Here is a 13,903-nt window from a genome sequence, read left to right as displayed (position 1 = left end):
GGCGGCGGCGAGAAGCCGGGCCGCGGCGGCAACCGGCGCGAGCGCACCCCCGCCGAACGTGAGCGCGACAAGCGGCTGCGCCTGGTCGGACGCGGCGCGATGGCGATGATCGCGGCGAGCGTCATGGGCATCACCGGTGTCGTCTGGTACGGCGAGACCACCCTGGACCAGGGTTTCACCCGTTCCGGCGCGATCTCCCCCGAGGACGTGAACCTCGACGGCGACATCAATATGCTGCTGATCGGTCTCGACACCCGAAAAGACCTGAACGGCAACGATCTCCCCAAGGACATCCTCGATCAGCTGCACGCCGGCGACGGCAGCGAGGGCGGCTACAACGCCAATTCGCTGATCCTGGTGCACATTCCGAAGGACCTCAAGCACATCGTCGCGTTCTCCATCCCGCGCGACGACTACGTGCCGGTGCAGGGCATCCCCGGCTACGACCATGCCAAGATCAAGGAGTCGTACGGCCTCAAGAAGTACACGGTCGAGGAGAAGCTCAAGGCCAAGGGCATGGCCGAAGGCCCCGAACTGGAGCGGCAGGGCCGCGAAGCCGGGCGCGCCAGCATCGTTCAGACCGTGAAGGCGCTGACCGGTGTCCCGATCAACCGGTTCGCGGAGATCTCGCTGGCCGGCTTCTACGATCTGGCGACCGCGCTGGGCGGCGTCGACGTGTGCCTCAACCACGCCGTTGACGACAGCTACTACTCGGGCGCGCAGTTCCCGGCCGGACCGCAACACCTGGACGGCTCGGACGCGCTGGCGTTCGTGCGGCAGCGGCACGGCCTGGAGAACGGCGACCTGGACCGCACCCACCGGCAGCAGGCGTTCCTGACCTCGGTCGCCAATTCGATGAAAAGCTCTGGCACGCTGACCAATCCGGGTCGGCTCAAGGCGCTGATCGATGTGGCGCACAAGGACGTGGTGCTCTCCGACGGCTGGAGCCTCACCGATTTTGCCACCACGCTGGGCCGCGCGGAGTCGCCGTCGGTGGAGTTCCGCACGCTGCCGGTGCTGCGCTACGACAATGTCGACGGCCAGGACGTGAACGTCATCGATCCGGTGGCGATCAAGAAGACGGTGCGCGAGGCGTTCGGCGTCTCCACTCCCGCCGCGCCCAGCGCCCCGATCGTCGCCCCCACCTCCACGCTGGACGTGGTCAACGCCAGCGGCACCCCCGGTCAGGCCGCCAAGGTGTCGAAGCTGCTGACCGCCAAGGGATTCCCGGCCGGTGAGGTCGCCAACGCCTCCTACGCCGACGGCACCAGCTCGACCGTCTACTACGGCACCGGCGGCGACACCGATGCCAAGCAGGTGTCGGAGATGTTCGGCGGCCTGCCGGTCAGCCCGTCCACCTCGGTGTCGGCCGGGCACGTGAAGCTGGTCGTCGGCAGCGACCTCGAGATCCCGTCCAGCCTGGACCCGACGGCGACCTCCACCACGCCCACCACCACCGCCGGCGGCTCCAGCACCAGCCTGGCCGCGACCACGGACACGACCACCTCCGACGCGCCCGACTCCGGTAAGCCGGTGACCACCACCATCGGCTCGAAGATCCCCTGCGTGAACTGATTTCGGCCCGACCCGCGTGACCCGCCGTCGACGAACGGAGTGCCGCCATGACGAAGACCGAGCTGTTCCGAAGCCTGCACCACGGTGACCGCCCCCTGGTCCTGCCCAACGCCTGGGACTACGGGTCGGCGGCCATGCTCGCCGAGGCGGGCTTCCCGGCGCTGGGCACCACCAGCCTCGGGGTCGCCGCGGCGGCCGGGCTGCCCGACGGCACCGCCGCCACCCGCGCCGAAACCCTGGCCTTGGCCCAGCGGCTCGGACGGCTGACCATCCCGGTCACCGTGGACATCGAGGGCGGATTCAGCACCGACGCGCACGAGGTGGCGGAGTTCTGCGCGGAACTCGCACACGCGGGCATCGCGGGAATCAACCTGGAGGACAGCCGATCCAACACGGCGCTGGCGGATCCGCGCGAGCACGGCGAGCTGATCGCGGCAGTGAAGGCTCGCGTGCCCGAGCTGTTCGTCAACGCGCGCACCGACACCTACTGGCTCGGCATCGACGCGGACTCCACGCTGGAACGGGTGCAGCATTACGAGAAGTGCGGCGCGGACGGCATTTTCGTGCCCGGAATCACCGACCCTGACGGGATTCGCGCCCTCACCACCGCGTTGAGCGCGCCGCTGAACATTCTGTTCTCCCCCACCGGGCCGACGGTCGCCGAGCTGGGCGGCTTGGGTGTGCGGCGCATCAGCACGGGGTCACTGTTGTACCGCGCGGCACTGGCCGCGGCGGTGCACACGGCCGAATCCGTGGCACACGGTCATCCGCTGGTCGCCGAAATCCCCAGCTACGCAACGATTCAGCGGGTTCTGGAGCCTTGACCGCGCAGCGACCTGTCACCGAGCGATCACGCGAGTCAGTTCAGCGGTCCGCAGCTTGTCGGGATTGCGTATCGCGTACAGGCCGGTGATGCGGTCGCCACTCGTTTCGATCAGCTGCACGGTGTCGAGCCGTCCATCCGCGGTGCGCAACAGGACGGCGGGCAGCGCGTTGTAGGTGCCGAACTCGACGGTCATGCCCGCCAAGCCGTTCCGGGTCAGCCGCACCAGGTAGATCGCGACCCGTTCCGCACCGAATACGGGCTTCCGGGCCGCGGTGACCTTGCCGCCGCCGTCGGAGATCTGCACCACGTCCGGCGCGAGGACATCCATCAGGGTCTGGGTATCACCGGTCTGCGCGGCCAGCAGGAACCGTTCGATCACCGCCCGGCTGGTCCGAGCATCGGGTTCGAACCGCTTGCGGCGCTCCCGCACGTGCGCGCGAGCCCGATGCGCGATCTGCCGCACCGCGGCATCGGATTTGCCGACCATTCCGGCGATTTCGACGAAACTGTGCCCGAACACCTCCGACAGCACGAACACCGCCCGCTCGGTCGGCCCCAGGGTTTCGAGCACCAGCAGCATGGCCATCGACACCGATTCGGCCAGCAGCACATCGCGTTCGGCGTTGTCCTCGGTGCGGATCGGTTCGGGCAGCCAGCTGCCCACATACTCTTCGCGCCGCCGTCGCACCGTGCGCAGATGATTGAGCGCCTGCCGGGTCACCACGGTGGTCAGGTACGCCCGCGGGTTCTCCACCCGCCCCTGATCGGTCGCTCGCCACCGAAGGTAGCTGTCCTGCACCACATCCTCGGCGTCGGAGGCACTGCCGAGCAGCTGGTAGGCGACCGTGAACAGCAACGGTCGCAGCCCATCGAACTCGTCCACCCCGGCCGGCCGATCCGTATCCATCCCCATGTCCGAAGCCTAGCCAGTAGCCCTCACGGCAACTCGAGCCCTCACGTCAACTCGCTGGACACCATGTACAGTCAGTTTCGACCGCCCGCCGTCCCGAGGGGAAAATCCATGACCGGCACCGATCCCGGCAAGCTGACCCTGATGGGCCGCTTCAACTTCTACTCGAGTACCTATCTGGGCGGTGTGGCCCGCTTCTACGCCCGCGTCCATCGCCGTCTCTACACGCGTTTCGGCGGGACCCGCTTCGCTACCCTTTTCGGTGATCCGGTTTTCGAGTTGACGGTACCCGGGCGGAAATCAGGCGAACCTCGCCCGGTCATGCTGATGCTCGTGCGCTCTGGTGACGACTTGCTCGTGTGCGGGTCCAACGGCGGCAATCCCGGAGTGCCCAACTGGTGGAAGAATCTCCTGGCCACCGACAATGTTCAGGTCCGAGTCGGGCGCGACACCTTCCCCGTCACCTACCGGGTAGTCAACGATTCCGCGGAATACGATGCCCACTGGCGCACTCTCGCTGCCGCTTACCCTCACTTCAATACGTACCGGGCGTTGAGCTCGCGGCAGTTTCCTATCGCGGTCCTCAGCCGGGCGTAGGCAAACCGCAACGAAGAAGAGCAAAGACCAAAAGCCAACAAAGATGTAAAGACGCCTGGAGGAGGGAGGTGGCCGCGCTTGCGAAACCACCTCACCTACCAGCCTCCGCCGGTGGGGACAGGAAAAGGGAGAGGGTTGGCCAGGTTCAGGAGGCCGCCTCACCTACCAGCCACCACCGGTGAGGACAGGAAAAGGAAGACAGGGTGGCCGAGTCTGTTGGGCCGCCTCACCTACCAGCCACCACCGGTGAGGACAGGAAAAGGAAGACAGGGTGGCCGAGTCTGTTGGGCCGCCTCACCTTCCAGCCCCCTCGAGGTTCGGCCGCGCATCATCGCGGCGTGAAGGGAGGTCAGCGGGTGGGCTTGGTTTCGTGGAGTTCGAAAATGGTTGATGTCTCGAGGTCTGTTGGGTTCTTGTCTCGAGTAGGTGATGCGTGCAGTCCGTGGGCCAGGATCGGCAGGCTGACGGCTCCCGGCCCGGCGTCAGCCCAAGTCCGGCAGGGCAGGCGAGGCGACCACACTCCCCGTCGCTTTGCGTACGCCAGCAGCAGACGAGCAGCGCGGTTTCGATGAAACCCGTGAGCGCCACTGCTTGCAGCTCGAATCGACCGCAGCGGCGATCGCCTGCCCGACGTGATGACGCTCGTTCACGCGTGGGGTGCCGGTGGGATCGAGACTCATCGGAGCAATCCACCCCGTACGGCCCGCATGAGGCGAGTCTTTACCCATCACAACGGTTTTCCACCCATCCGGGCCGTCGTTGATCAACGCGTGGCAGTGATCACACGCGAACGTCAGGTTGTCGATATCGGTGGGGCCGCCCTGCGCCCAATCGGTGATGTGGTGGGCGGCGCACATACTGGCCGGTTGCTCACACCCCGGTCGGGTGCACCCCTTATCCCGGGCGAGGAGCGCCAATCGTTGGGCTTCACTGGCAGTGCGCCGCGACCGTTGCAGGTAGAGCGGCATCCCGTCCCCGTCGAGGACCGCGATCACCGGATGCGAATCAGCGGCCAGCTTCAACGCCTCAGCCACCGAAGCATGCGTCCCGGACGCCGTGGTCGCGACCCCGGCCCCGGCCTCGAAATCCTTGAGGCTCATCGTGAACACGGCCTGCACCGGCATCCCCCGATGCGACCCCAGATCACTGACATCGACACCGGGCTGCAGCAGAGCGAACAACGCATCATGGGTGCGCTGCCCCGCATCACGACGATCACGACCGGCAGCAGCGTCCAGGACCGAGTTCTCGATGAACCCGTCACGCGCGCTGGGGCTTTCAGCATCTTCCAGATTGCACATACCCGGCCGCGCCAGCTTCGCGAACACAGCATCGAGCAGCGCACGCAACTCGGGAGTGATCCAGCCCTCGATACGCGACATGCCATCCACGCCGGGACGGCACAGGGTGATCCCGCGACGGCGACGACGGTCGGCGTCGGAGACGACCTTCCCATCCGGATCCAGGCGAGCGAGGATGTCACGCCCGATCTTCAACAGATCATCGGGCCACCCATTGCGCGAGTAATCCACCAGGATCTGCTCGGCCTCCGCCCGCGCCTCAGCAGGCACATCAACGGGCAGATGGTTCATCACGTCCATGACATGCCGCACGTGATCACGCGAAATCTCCCCCGCCGCAAACGCTTCCGCAGCCACCGGCAACACCGGCGGCGCGACATGACCTGTCTGTTGGACGAATTCCCCGCAGTAATGGGTGATCTTCACCCGCACCGACGCGTCATACCGGGACAGGCCCAAGGTGTGGCGCAGGAACGGCACCATCTTCCCGGCCCCGCTACGCGAGTGCAGGGACCGCTCTCCCGCTTCGATGATCAACCGCGTATCCAGCGCGGCGAGCTGACGCTTATACGTTTCCAACTGCTGCATCAACGACACAACGTCTTCGTCGGAGAAGTCGGTCATCTTCCCGCCCTGAATGGTTTCGGTCAGGGTGGAGACCGCGGCCGCCAGTTCAGCGATACCGCAGCCCTCGAGTGTCACCCCATTCGAATCCATGCCTCTATTCTACTGTGATAAAAACGGCGTTCATAGCCGAATTCCATTGTGATGCATGGCTTTTCAAATAGCGGGCCGAAGTTCCCAACCAAATGCTTGCCACCTCCCATGCCGGTGGGCAAAACAAAAAATCCGCCCGGCGACGGCGCGCGGACGGAGGAGCGAGGTGGGGCGAACCACTTCCCTCTTCAACGTATATCGCACCCCGGGGCTTGCCACAAGACCCCTGTGATGCCGCAGAATCGCTGACCGTAGCGAAAACCCACGGAAACGGAGTAATACGAGTGCGTAGTACCGATGCCGACGTGATCATCGTGGGTGCGGGCCCGACGGGCCTGATGCTGGCCGCCGAACTGCGGCTGGCCGGGGTGCGGCCGATCGTCCTGGAGCGGCTGCCGCACCTGCGGACCGTTCCGAAGGCCAATGGCCTGGGAGGGCAGATCCTGCGGCTGCTGGATTATCGTGGCCTGACCGCGCGGCTCAACGAGATCGGCGTGGATGCCGGCCCCACGGCGGCGATTCCATTCGGCGGATTGCACGTGGACTTCAGCCCCTTGACCGATTCGCCGCTGCAGGCCATGCATCTACCGCAGCCGAAACTGGAACAGCTGCTGGATGATTGGGCGACCGAGTTGGGCGCGGAAGTGCGCCGGGGCCACGAGGTGACAGCCCTCGCACAGGACGCTGACACGGTGACGGTGGACGTGCGCGACCCGGACGGCGACCATCGGCTCACTGCCCGCTACGTAGTGGCCTGCGACGGTGCGCGCAGCCGGGTGCGCGGCATGGCGGGAGTTGACTTCCCGGGCACCACGTACCCCGAGGTCAACCGATTGGGGCAGGTCAGCGTGCCGGATTCGGTGACGCAGCGCGAGAACGGGGACCTCGATGTTCCCGGGTTCGGTACCGTCGCGGCCGGTTTCACCCGCACCGAGCACGGCGTGTTCGCGATGGGGTCACTCGCCCCGGGCACGATGATGATCCAGACCACCGAGGACACCATCGATGACACCGACGACAACGAGCCGCTGACCCTGTCCGAACTGCAGGACAGCATCCGGCGCATCCTCGGCGTCGACCTTCCGCTCGGTGACCCGATCCGCCTGTCCCGCTACCAGTTCCAGGCCCGCCAGGCCGAACGGTACCGGGCTGGACGGGTTTTCATCGCCGGTGATGCCGCACACGCCTTTCCCATGACGGGTGTCGGCCTCAACGCGGGCATGCTCGACGCGATCAACCTGGCCTGGAAACTGGCCGCCGACCTGCACGGCCGGGCGCCGGAGGGACTGCTGGACAGCTATCACGAGGAGCGTCACTTCGCCGGTGCCCGCATCATGATGCAGACCCAAGCTCAGGTGGCCTTGCGGCGCGGCGACGACCCGGCGGCACTGGCACTGCGGGAACTGTTCCAGGAACTGCTCACCGACGAGCCCGCCCTGCGCCGGGTGGGTGCCCTCATCGCGGGCACCGACCTGCGCTACCCGCTGCCGAACCCCAACCAGCACCCCCTGACCGGCACCGTCGTCCCGGACCTGCCGCTGCGCACCGACGCCGGAGACACCCGAGTCGCCGAACTCCTGCACGCGGCCCGCCCGGTCCTGCTGGTGCTGGCCGACCGCCCCGACCTCCACGACATCGCCGAGGAGTGGGCCGGTCGCGTCGACCTGCGCGTCGCCACCACCGCCGACCGTCCCGCCGACGCCCTCCTGATCCGCCCGGACGCCCACATCGCCTGGGCCGCAACGGTGGACGAACCCTTGGAGACGGCAGCGCCCGCTTTGCGGGACGCGCTCGCCGCCTGGCTCGGCGGCGCCGGCGTCGCGGCGGGAACGGCGATCGGCTGACGCTCCCGCCGAACCGAGCCCCGCTGCGGTTTATCAGGGTCGGCGGCCGACCGGGTCGGCCACACCCTGATCCGCCCGGACGCCCACATCGCTTGGCCCACAACGGTGGACGAAGCCGCGGCGTTGCGGGACGCGCTCACCATCTGGTTCGGCGCCTCCGAAACGGCGGGGACGGCGGTGCGGGCCGGGGTGGTCAGCGACTGACCGGATCGGCCACACCACTGATCCGGCCTGCCCGGACGGTAGGCGTCATCCGTTTTCCGGCGTTGAATTCCGGCATGCCGCGCATCGCGGCGACGGAACGAAATCGCTTGGAAGGACCGGGAAATGACCGAGTTCGTCACACTCGAGCACGGGCGGATCGCCTGCGACGTCACCGGCGACGGGCCCCTCGTGGTGCTGTCACACGGCATGGGAACGTGGCGGCGGGACTTCCGCCATCTGATCGGGCCCCTGGCCGCCGCCGGGCACCGGGTCGTGAACGCCGACATGCGCGGTCACGGCGAATCCACCCTCGACTGGCCGTCGGTCACCGGTAAGGCGGCCATCGCCCGCACCGACGTGGCCCTCGATCTGCTCGGCGTCATCCGGCATTTCGGGGGTCCGGCGGTGATCGTCGGCCACTCGCTGTCCGGCGGCGCGGCCACCATCGCGGCCGCCGAAGCGCCGGAGCTGGTGTCGGGGATCGTCGAGATCAACCCGTTCACCCTCACCCAGGGCATCGACTTCGGTGCGCTGTGGTCGAACCGCCGGCACCGGCGCGGCCTGACCGAACTGGTCGGCACCCAGCTGCTCGGTTCGCCCCGGCTGTGGTTCAAGTATCTCGATGGCGTCGCGTACCCGACCCGGCCGCAGGACCACGACGACTACCTCACCGAACTCCGCGCCCAGTTGCGGAGTCCGGGCCGCTGGGCGGAATTCATGAAGACCGGCAAGACCACCCCCGCCGATGCCGAGGCACGGCTGCCGGAAGTCCACTGTCCCGCGCTGGTGATCATGGGAGGTGAGGACCCCGACTACCCCCACCCCGAGGCGGAGGCCCAGCGGATCGTGGCGTCCCTGTCGCCCGGACTGGGCCGATACGCCCTGATCGAACAGGGTGGCCACTACCCGCACGCCCAGTTCCCCGACCGGCTCGCGTCGCTGATCATCCCGTTCCTGGAACTACACGCCACGCCCGATCCGGCCGGATCGATCAGCAACTGACCGTGACAGCCACCGGCGTCCACTGCGATCATGGCGAGGTGCCCGCACCTCGCACCATTGTCTTGGTCGTCTTCCCAGGCATGCAGATCTCGGAACTCGCGGGGCCGCTGGATGTGTTCGCACTGCTGAACCAGATCGCCGAGACACCGCGAGATCGTCTACCGCCGGAACTGCGAGGCCACGCGGGCGGTGATGGTCCGCCCGGCGAGAACAGCGGATCGCGCGTCCCGCCCTACCGGCTGCTGACGGCCTCGCCGGGCGGCCGGGCGATCCAGGCCGACGGCGGGCTCACCCTCTCGGTGGCGCATTCGCTGCGCGATATCGCCGACGGCGACGACTTCGACACCCTTGTCGTCGTCGGCGGCGATGTCACCGGTCCCGCTGCGGCGGAGGTGATTCCGGAGCTGCCCGCCCTCGCCCGCAAAGCGCGCCGGGTGACATCGGTGTGCGCGGGCGCGCTGCTGCTGGCCGCCGCCGGACTGCTCGACGGCTACCGGGCCACCACCCACTGGGGCTCGACCGGCATACTGGCGCAACGGTATCCACGCGTCACGGTCGAACCGGACCGCATCTATGTGCGGGATCGCAATCGCTGGACGTCGGCGGGCATGTCCGCGGGCGTCGATCTGGCATTGGCCCTGGTCGAGGACGACCACGGGCGCGAGACGGCGGCCATGATCGCGCGGGTGTACGTGGTGTTCACGCGCCGTCCCGGCGGGCAGGCCCAGTTCAGCGCGCAACTACGCGCTCAGCCCGCCCGCACGCCCGCCATCCGGGCGGTGCAGGACTGGCTGCCCGATCATCTCGGCGAGGACCTCGGCGTCGCCGTGCTGGCCGGCCGCGCCGGAATGAGCGAACGCAACTTCGCGCGCGCCTTCCGCACCGAAACCGGCTGCACCCCTGCGGCGTTCATCGAGGACCTGCGCGTGGAGGCGGCCCGGCGGCTGCTGGAATCCACCGAACTCACCATCGGCGCCATCGCCCGGCAGGTCGGCTACCGCCACGGCGAGACCCTGCACCGGGTGTTCATCCGCCGCCTCGCGACCACGCCCGAACGCTACCGCCAGCATTTCGCCATCGGACCGGCTCGGAGCAGATGAGGGGTTCCACCGACGGCGCGGCATCGCCGGTCGCACACCGGTTTTCGCACGCGGATTCAGCGTGCGACCCCGTGACAGGTACCAGCCGTCAGTTCCCGGCGAGCACCGCCAGCACCGGCTCGGACAGGAAGAACGGCTCCAGCCGCTCCCGGATCAGCTTGGCCAGCACGCCGTTGCGCTTGGCCGCCTCCACCACGGCGGGGCCGTAGCGCAGGATCTCCTCGGCGATGACCGCCTCGGACAGGCCCAGCTCGGGCAGCATGGCGGCCAGGGTGTGGTCGCCGTACTTGTCGAAGAACACCTCGACGCCCTGGTCCACCAGCACGCCGACGTATTCCTTGTTGCGGGTGGTCACCGCGATCCGGTGGATGATCAGCGCCAGATCCTTCAGATCCTGCTGCGACAGGTACTCGCGCAGGCCGCTCACCGGTTCGCCGGCGTGCAGGTCCCAGAACTCCATGGCCGCGTCGTGCACGGGCGCGTCGCGCAGCATCTCGCGGATCGCGTTATTGGTCCGCTTGAGCGCGAATTGCGCTCCCTTACCGGCCATTTCGCCGATGAAGGTGCCGCCGGCCTTCTCCGCGGCCTTGCGCGCGGTCTTGGCGGCATTGGTGCCCATCGACACCAGCGAGCCGACCCCGGGAATCTTCGAGGCCATCTGCTTGTTGGTCTCCATCAGATCGTCGACCAGCTTGTCCACGAACTTGGCGGCCACGGTCGCGATCAGGGGGCTCTCGGTGAGGCGTTCCAGGATGCGCTCCTGGGCCTGATGCATGCCGAAGAGCTTCTCCAGCAGCTGTTCGACCGGTTCCCGGTCGACCACGTCACCAAGGGTGTACTGGGTGTTCCCCGCGATGTCCTCGTAGAGCGAGTCGGCCAGCGTGCCGACCATCTCGCCCAGCACCGGGCTACCGCCGATGAGGTCGATGACAGTGGCGACGGTCTGCTTGGCCTGATCGATCTCGACCACGTCGCGGAAGATGATGGTGTCGGCGACGCCGACCACCGCTTCCACATCGCGGGCGATCACTTCAGCGAAGCGGTCACCGGAGACCTCGGCGACAATGAAGTCGACCTGGAGATCCAGTAGTTTCTCGGCAATTTCGCGCGGCTCGGTCAAAGGTTCCACCCATTCTCGGACGGAACGCCGGACCTACTCGGAATCGTTGCCCTGCATCGATTTTCGAATTTGATCCAGTCGTTCCCGCGCGGCCTCGGCCCGCGCTTCCCACTGTTCCTCTACGCTACGGCCCACTGGTGTCTGCCGATCGAGCTCGCCCATCCCCTGCGAGGTCCCGTAGCGTTGCTCGACCTTATCGCGAACTGACTCGAAAGTAGGGACACCGGCGGAGGAATAGCCGCCGACCGTGGGCGCGGTGGGGATACCCGCAGGCGGTACCGGTATCCCGGTCGCCACCGGACCCGCTCCGACCTGCCCGGATCCCCCGACCGTCTCAGACTGTGAATAGCCCTCCACGGGCAGGGTGTCAGGAGTCACATCGATGACGTCCGGGGCATGACCGAGCGTATCGGTCAGGGACCGCGCCACCGCGTGCAGGGCGGCCAGACCGGCCCGGCCCTCGGTGGCGGCGGCGACCACGGCCGCGAGTTCGGCGTCCGGCAGCTGCGCCAACAACGCCGCGAGTTCCCTGGCATCGCTCATGGGTTCCAGGCTACGCATTGACCGCGCCGCGCGGGGTGACGTACCGTGGTGGCGTCGCGATCCCGTGGACGCAGGTCGACGCAGAGTCCCTCCCACCGCGATTTTCTTCCCCACCGAGCAGATCCCGCCCATGCGGTGACCACTCGGCATACATCCGCGGTTACCCACCGCCCTCGGCCATATCCGGCCACCAAGGAGAAACACCATGACAACCGCCGAAATCCGGCCCCCGGTCGTATCCACCGATCCGGCCCCGGCCCTCGACCACATCGAAACACTCACTCCCGCAACGGGAATCCTGGAACTGCACGGCCAAACCGGGGTCCTGCGCCGCGACGGCTACCTGCCCGGCCCGCGCGACATCCACGTCCCGGCCCGCCTGATCCGCACCCACGGACTGCGCCGCGGCGACCTGGTCGCCGGACTCGCGCAGCCGAATCCCAAGGGCGGCAAGCAAGCTCCCCTCGTCCGGGTCGACACCGTCAACGGCCGACCGGCGGCCGGACTCGGCACGCGACCGCACTTCCGGGACCTGACCCCCATCCACCCGAATGAGCGGCTGCGGCTGGAGACCCAGCCGAACCAGCTCACCACCCGCGTCACCGACCTGATCATGCCGATCGGCAAAGGCCAGCGCGCGCTGATCGTCGCACCGCCGAAGGCGGGCAAAACCTCTGTGCTGCAGTCGATCGCGCACGGCATCGCGGTCAACCACCCGGAGGCGCACCTGATGCTGGTGCTGGTCGGCGAGCGCCCCGAGGAGGTCACCGACCTGTCCCGCGGCGTCCCCGCCGAGGTGGTCGCCGCCACCTTCGACCACTCCCCCGCCGAGCAGACCGCGCTGGCCGAACTGGCCATCGAACGGGCGCAGCGCCTGGTGGAGGAGGGCCGCGACGTCGTCGTCCTGCTCGACTCGCTCACCCGGCTGGCCCGCGCCTACAACACCTCCGGACCGGCCTCGGGCCGAATCCTCTCCGGCGGTGTGGATTCCACCGCGCTGCTGCCGCCCAAGCGGTTCCTGGGCGCGGCCCGCAATATCGAGGACGGCGGCTCGCTGACCATCGTGGCCAGCGCGCTCGTCGAAACCGGTTCGCTCGCCGACACCGTCATCTTCGAGGAGTACAAGGGCACCGGCAACGCCGAGCTCAAACTCGACCGCACCCTGGCGGGCCGCCACATCTTCCCCGCGGTGGACATCGCCAAGTCCAGCACCCGCCGCGACGACCTGCTGCTCGATCCGGCCGAACGCCAGGCCGTCGCCACCCTGCGCCGCACCCTCGCCGACCTCGACGATCAGCGCGCCCTCGACCTGCTCCTCGACGGCCTGCGCAAGACCGGCGGCAATGCCGAGTTCCTCGCCAACATCATCCGGAAATGAGCCGCTTGGGCGGCAGCACGCCCGCCGCCCAGGCCGCGACCCGCTCGGCCCAGCCGGGAAATCCGATCAGATTGTTGTGCAGTCCGCCCGGATAGATCACCAGCTCCTTGGGCTCCGGCGCCGCCGCGAACAAATCCCGCCCCATCCGCACCGGCAGCAGCTCATCCGCGTCACCGTGCATGATCAGGACCGGACAGCGCAACCGCCGGATCCGCGTCAGACTCGGATAAGCGTTGGGCACGAAGATCTTCGGCAGGAACGGGTACACCGCCGCCGCCGCGTCCCGCATGCTCGTGAACGTCGACATCAACAGCAACGCCGCCGGCGGCACCGCGTTCGCCAACTCCAGCATCACGCCCCCGCCCAGCGACTTCCCGAGATACACCACCCGCTCGGCATCCACCCCGGCCTGTGCCAGCAACGCCGCCCGCGCCGCCCGTACATCCCGATACGTCCCACCCTCACCCGGCCGCCCGGTACTGCGCCCGTACCCCCGGTAATCGAACGTCATCACATCGAATCCGGCCGACGCCAGCATGCCCAGCATCGGTGACCGGTCCCCGATGTTCCCACCATTGCCGTGTGCGAACAGGATGTGCCCCACCGGTTCCCCCACCGCCGGCACGAACCACGCGTTGACGGTCTCCCCATCGGAGGTAGGCAAGTACAGATCCGCATAGGCGAACCCATACGTTTCGGGAGTCTCCACGATGCCGCGCTCACCCGGTTGATAGCTGAGGGCGTTGAGGACGGGCGTCGCCGGATGCCACATGGTTCATTCATACC

Annotated in this window: 11 protein-coding genes and 2 pseudogenes; 8 read left to right on the top strand and 5 right to left on the bottom strand. The window is 67.8% G+C overall.

Annotated features, from left to right (window positions below; translation table 11 throughout):
* Together ACWELJ_RS11100 and ACWELJ_RS11095 are read left to right on the top strand one after the other, a co-directional pair.
* The coding region (locus tag ACWELJ_RS11100) for an LCP family protein (RefSeq protein ID WP_452366014.1) at positions 1 to 1,575 on the top strand (1,575 nt) is incomplete at its 5' end.
* Between the two features lie 47 nt (positions 1,576 to 1,622).
* The gene (locus tag ACWELJ_RS11095; RefSeq protein WP_452366013.1) at positions 1,623 to 2,399 is read left to right on the top strand and encodes an isocitrate lyase/PEP mutase family protein; all 777 of its coding nucleotides are present in this window, start codon (positions 1,623 to 1,625) and stop codon (positions 2,397 to 2,399) included.
* A 15-nt stretch (positions 2,400 to 2,414) separates the two neighbouring features.
* Here the strand turns inward: ACWELJ_RS11095 and ACWELJ_RS11090 are convergent, their stop codons facing one another.
* Positions 2,415 to 3,314, bottom strand: a complete 900-nt coding sequence (locus ACWELJ_RS11090; protein ID WP_452366012.1) for an RNA polymerase sigma-70 factor — start codon at positions 3,312 to 3,314, stop codon at positions 2,415 to 2,417.
* Positions 3,315 to 3,422: 108 nt separating this feature from the next.
* Here ACWELJ_RS11090 and ACWELJ_RS11085 point away from each other — a divergent pair, with 108 nt between their 5' ends.
* The gene (locus ACWELJ_RS11085) at positions 3,423 to 3,908 is read left to right on the top strand and encodes a nitroreductase/quinone reductase family protein (RefSeq protein WP_452366011.1); all 486 of its coding nucleotides are present in this window, start codon (positions 3,423 to 3,425) and stop codon (positions 3,906 to 3,908) included.
* Positions 3,909 to 4,390: 482 nt separating this feature from the next.
* Here ACWELJ_RS11085 and ACWELJ_RS11080 read toward each other — a convergent pair whose 3' ends face one another.
* Positions 4,391 to 5,926, bottom strand: a complete 1,536-nt coding sequence (locus ACWELJ_RS11080; RefSeq protein WP_452366010.1) for a DUF222 domain-containing protein — start codon at positions 5,924 to 5,926, stop codon at positions 4,391 to 4,393.
* A gap of 284 nt (positions 5,927 to 6,210) precedes the next feature.
* Here ACWELJ_RS11080 and ACWELJ_RS11075 point away from each other — a divergent pair, with 284 nt between their 5' ends.
* The 4 genes and pseudogenes from ACWELJ_RS11075 (at position 6,211) to ACWELJ_RS11060 (ending at position 10,076) form a co-directional block, all read left to right on the top strand.
* Positions 6,211 to 7,770 (top strand): FAD-dependent oxidoreductase, encoded by a 1,560-nt coding sequence (locus ACWELJ_RS11075; RefSeq protein ID WP_452366009.1) that lies wholly within the window; start codon positions 6,211 to 6,213, stop codon positions 7,768 to 7,770.
* 57 nt (positions 7,771 to 7,827) lie between these two features.
* Positions 7,828 to 7,974: pseudogene (locus tag ACWELJ_RS11070) on the top strand (aromatic-ring hydroxylase C-terminal domain-containing protein); the annotation flags it as partial.
* 123 nt (positions 7,975 to 8,097) lie between these two features.
* Positions 8,098 to 8,976, top strand: a complete 879-nt coding sequence (locus tag ACWELJ_RS11065; protein ID WP_452366008.1) for an alpha/beta fold hydrolase — start codon at positions 8,098 to 8,100, stop codon at positions 8,974 to 8,976.
* A 38-nt stretch (positions 8,977 to 9,014) separates the two neighbouring features.
* A complete protein-coding gene (locus ACWELJ_RS11060) occupies positions 9,015 to 10,076 on the top strand; it encodes a GlxA family transcriptional regulator (protein WP_452366007.1) in 1,062 nt (353 codons plus the stop codon).
* 88 nt (positions 10,077 to 10,164) lie between these two features.
* Here ACWELJ_RS11060 and ACWELJ_RS11055 read toward each other — a convergent pair whose 3' ends face one another.
* Together ACWELJ_RS11055 and ACWELJ_RS11050 are read right to left on the bottom strand one after the other, a co-directional pair.
* Entirely contained in the window at positions 10,165 to 11,205 is a 1,041-nt protein-coding gene (locus ACWELJ_RS11055; RefSeq protein ID WP_452366006.1) for a hypothetical protein, read from the bottom strand.
* Positions 11,206 to 11,229: 24 nt separating this feature from the next.
* Positions 11,230 to 11,739, bottom strand: coding sequence for a hypothetical protein (locus tag ACWELJ_RS11050; protein WP_452366005.1), 510 nt, complete (start codon positions 11,737 to 11,739; stop codon positions 11,230 to 11,232).
* 175 nt (positions 11,740 to 11,914) lie between these two features.
* Between ACWELJ_RS11050 and rho the strand changes: the two are divergent.
* Positions 11,915 to 13,117: pseudogene (gene rho, locus ACWELJ_RS11045) on the top strand (transcription termination factor Rho); the annotation flags it as partial.
* Here the strand turns inward: rho and ACWELJ_RS11040 are convergent.
* Positions 13,104 to 13,889 carry an alpha/beta hydrolase gene (locus tag ACWELJ_RS11040; protein ID WP_452366004.1) on the bottom strand — a complete coding sequence of 262 codons (786 nt, stop codon included), beginning with the start codon at positions 13,887 to 13,889 and terminating at the stop codon, positions 13,104 to 13,106. The pseudogene rho and the gene ACWELJ_RS11040 sit on opposite strands and share 14 nt — an antisense overlap.
* Between the last annotated feature and the right edge of the window lie 14 nt (positions 13,890 to 13,903).

This window comes from Nocardia sp. NPDC004582 (genome assembly GCF_053602115.1).
Note: the sequence above shows the minus strand (reverse complement) of the source record. Positions and strands in the feature narration are given on the sequence as shown.

What these genes read in the sequence shown, in the direction of transcription:
- ACWELJ_RS11095 (WP_452366013.1), top strand. Translation starts at nt 1,623, where the DNA reads ATGACGAAGACCGAGCTGTTCCGAAGCCTGCACCACGGTGACCGCCCC.
- ACWELJ_RS11090 (WP_452366012.1), bottom strand. Translation starts at nt 3,314, where the DNA reads ATGGGGATGGATACGGATCGGCCGGCCGGGGTGGACGAGTTCGATGGG.
- ACWELJ_RS11085 (WP_452366011.1), top strand. Translation starts at nt 3,423, where the DNA reads ATGACCGGCACCGATCCCGGCAAGCTGACCCTGATGGGCCGCTTCAAC.
- ACWELJ_RS11080 (WP_452366010.1), bottom strand. Translation starts at nt 5,926, where the DNA reads ATGGATTCGAATGGGGTGACACTCGAGGGCTGCGGTATCGCTGAACTG.
- ACWELJ_RS11065 (WP_452366008.1), top strand. Translation starts at nt 8,098, where the DNA reads ATGACCGAGTTCGTCACACTCGAGCACGGGCGGATCGCCTGCGACGTC.
- ACWELJ_RS11050 (WP_452366005.1), bottom strand. Translation starts at nt 11,739, where the DNA reads ATGAGCGATGCCAGGGAACTCGCGGCGTTGTTGGCGCAGCTGCCGGAC.
- ACWELJ_RS11040 (WP_452366004.1), bottom strand. Translation starts at nt 13,889, where the DNA reads ATGTGGCATCCGGCGACGCCCGTCCTCAACGCCCTCAGCTATCAACCG.